The organism is Salinicola sp. (assembly GCF_982684285.1).
In genome coordinates, this window is the sequence record NZ_CEXLVS010000023.1 from 18,860 (window position 1) to 21,823 (window position 2,964).

Consider the following 2,964-nt stretch of genomic DNA (forward strand, 5'->3'; position numbering starts at 1 on the left):
TGCTGATACGCTCCCCCCGCGAGGGTCCCGGACGACGTAGACGCTTTTCGGCCGGCCACGAAACGGCAAGCAACCCCCCATGGCGGCCGCGACGACCCCTCCGATCGCGCCGACGGGGAACGGCGTCGCCACCGGCGCCGGCGGGGCAGACAGCCAGATCGCCGGTGCAACCCCGATCACGCTCCAGATTTGCTGTGTTGTCATCGCGCTCTCGTCGCCCTTCGGCTGTTCCCTCAATGAAGCAATGCTACAATGCGCCCCGCCGAACATCATCCCCATTCAGAAAGGTCCTCCCATGACGCGCTCCTCTTCCGACACACCGAACGCGCCCGGTTCGTCTGGCCGGCACTCCCTGACCTATCGTGACGCCGGCGTCGACATCGATGCCGGCAATGCGCTGGTCGAGAGAATCAAGGGCGTCGCCAAGCGCACCTCGCGTCCGGAAGTCATGGGTGGGCTCGGCGGCTTCGGTGCGCTGTGTGAAATCCCCAGCGGCTACCGCCAGCCGGTGCTGGTGTCCGGCACCGACGGCGTCGGCACCAAGCTGCGCCTGGCCATGGACCTGGGTCGCCATGACACCATCGGCATCGACCTCGTCGCCAAGTGCGTCAACGACCTGATCGTCGCCGGTGCCGAACCCCTGCAGTTCCTCGACTATTACGCCACCGGCAAGCTGGACGTGGATATCGCCGCCGACGTCGTCACCGGTATCGGCGAGGGCTGCAGCCAGGCGGGTTGCGCGCTGGTGGGGGGCGAGACGGCGGAGATGCCCGGCATGTACGAGGGCAGCGACTACGACCTGGCGGGCTTCTGCGTGGGCGTGGTCGAGAAGTCCGAGATCCTCGACGGCAGCAAGGTCGGCGCAGGCGACGTGCTGCTGGGGCTGGCCTCCTCGGGGCCGCACTCCAACGGCTACTCGCTGATCCGCAAGATCCTCGAAGTCGGTGGCGGCAAGCTCGACGAGACCCTCGACGGCAAACCGCTGGCCGACCTGCTGATGGCACCGACCCGCATCTACGTCAAGCCGCTGCTGTCGCTGATCCGTTCCGGCGCCGTCGACGTGCACGCCCTCTCCCACATCACCGGCGGCGGCCTGCTCGAGAACGTGCCGCGCGTGTTGCCGGACGATCTCGCGGCCCGGATCGATGTCACCCGCTGGCAACGTCCGGCCATCTTCGACTGGCTGCAGCAGCAGGGCAATGTGGAAGAGCGTGAGATGTATCGCGTACTCAACTGCGGCATCGGCATGGTCATCGCGGTCGATCGCGACCAGGCCGACCAGGCCATCGCCCATCTCGAGGCCAGCGGTGAAAAGGTCTATCGGCTGGGCGATATCGTCGCCCGCCGTGATGGCGCCGAGGCCGTGCAGCTGGAGAATCTGCCGGCATGAGCGGTGACTATCCTTCACAGCAGCACGATACGCTGAACGATTTCGAGGCCGCCGCGGCCGAAAAGCCGCGGGTGGTGGTGCTGATCTCCGGCAACGGCAGCAACCTGCAGGCCCTGCTGGACGCCCAGCAGCACGAGGAGCTCGGTGGCGGCGAGATCGTCGCCGTGGTCTCCAACAAGGCCGATGCCTACGGTCTCAAGCGCGCCAGGGATGCCGGCGTCGACGCCGTCGCCCTGCCCCATCGCGAGTATGACTCCCGCGAAGCCTTCGACGCCGCGCTGATCAAGGTCATCGACCGCCACGAACCTCACCTGGTGGTGCTGGCGGGCTTCATGCGCATCCTCACGCCCGCTTTCGTCGATCACTACCGTGGGCGCATGCTCAACATCCACCCCTCGCTGCTCCCCGCCTACCAGGGTCTGGATACGCACCGGCGCGCGCTGGCCGACGGTGTCTCGGAGCATGGCGTCAGCGTGCACTTCGTCACCGAGGAACTCGACGGCGGGCCGGTGGTGATCCAGGCCGTGGTCAACGTCGAACCGGATCAGGACATCGACGCCCTGATCGAAAAGGTCCATGCCCGCGAGCACTTGATCTATCCCATTGCGGTACGCTGGTTCCTGGAAGGCCGGATCAAGCTGTCGCCCGATGGCAAGGTGGCACTGGACAACATGCCGTTGCCGCCGACGGGCCTTCGTATGTCCCACGCCGACGCCGCCGAAGAGCTGGACGAGGATCTCGACGACTGACCCCTCGCGCGCCGGTTCCGGCGTACCGCGGTCGCGCCGTTGCCATTGGCCTCTCCCCTGGCTTGCCCTGACGCCAATCTTTGCCAGACTGACATGACGCAATCGCCCGGCGCCTCGCCGGGCGAATCGTTTCAGTCGGCCACTGTTTCGGCAAGCAAGGAGGAGAAGCGATATGGATTATCGTCCGCTGGGCAATTCAGGACTGATGGTGTCGACGTTGACGCTGGGTACGGGGCCCTTCGGGGGCGCCAACGGTTTCGAGAAGGCCGCGAGCGTCGACGTCAAGGGCGCCAGGAAGCTGCTCGACATCGCCTTCGACGCCGGCGTCAACCTGATCGATACCGCCGATCTCTACTCGATGGGCCTGGCCGAGGAGATCACCGGCAAGGCGCTGGGCGGCAAGCGCAACGACATCATCCTTGCCACCAAGGGAAGAAGCCCGCTCGGCGACGACCCCAACGCCAGCGGCGCTTCGCGATACCACCTGATCCGCGCCGTCGAGGCCAGCCTGGAGCGGCTCGGCACCGACCATATCGACCTCTATCAGCTGCACAACTGGGATGGCGTCCCCCCCATCGAGGAGACGCTGGAGGCGATGCACCATCTGGTCTCCAGCGGCAAGGTACGCTACTGGGGCACGTCCAACTATACCGGCTGGCAGATGATGAAGACCCTCGGCAAGGCCGAACTCCACGGTTTCAACAAGCCGATCAGCCAGCAGATCTACTACACGCCGGAGTCCCGCGAGGCGGAGTACGAGCTGATGCCGCTGGCGCTGGCCCAGAACCTCGGCTCGCTGATCTGGGGACCGCTGGGCGAAGGCTT

The 2,964-nt window shown here is 66.1% G+C and carries 4 protein-coding genes; 3 read left to right on the forward strand and 1 reads right to left on the reverse strand.

Annotation, left to right across the window (positions count from 1 at the left end; genetic code table 11):
• The coding region (locus tag AC3AYF_RS03680; RefSeq protein ID WP_487779407.1) for a hypothetical protein at positions 1-204 on the reverse strand (204 nt) is incomplete at its 3' end.
• Positions 205-295: 91 nt separating this feature from the next.
• Between AC3AYF_RS03680 and purM the strand changes: the two genes are divergently transcribed.
• The 3 genes from purM to AC3AYF_RS03695 all read left to right on the forward strand — a co-directional run.
• Positions 296-1,390, forward strand: a complete 1,095-nt coding sequence (purM, locus tag AC3AYF_RS03685) for a phosphoribosylformylglycinamidine cyclo-ligase (protein WP_487779408.1) — start codon at positions 296-298, stop codon at positions 1,388-1,390.
• Positions 1,387-2,139, forward strand: coding sequence for a phosphoribosylglycinamide formyltransferase (gene purN, locus AC3AYF_RS03690; RefSeq protein ID WP_295039858.1), 753 nt, complete (start codon positions 1,387-1,389; stop codon positions 2,137-2,139). The genes purM and purN overlap by 4 nt, the downstream gene beginning before the upstream one ends.
• 172 nt (positions 2,140-2,311) lie before the next feature.
• A partial coding sequence (locus tag AC3AYF_RS03695; protein ID WP_487779409.1) for an aldo/keto reductase occupies positions 2,312-2,964 on the forward strand: 653 nt, incomplete at its 3' end.

Excerpts from the sequence above, each read along its gene's own strand:
- purN (WP_295039858.1), top strand. The coding sequence starts at position 1,387 with ATGAGCGGTGACTATCCTTCACAGCAGCACGATACGCTGAACGATTTC.
- purM (WP_487779408.1), top strand. The coding sequence starts at position 296 with ATGACGCGCTCCTCTTCCGACACACCGAACGCGCCCGGTTCGTCTGGC.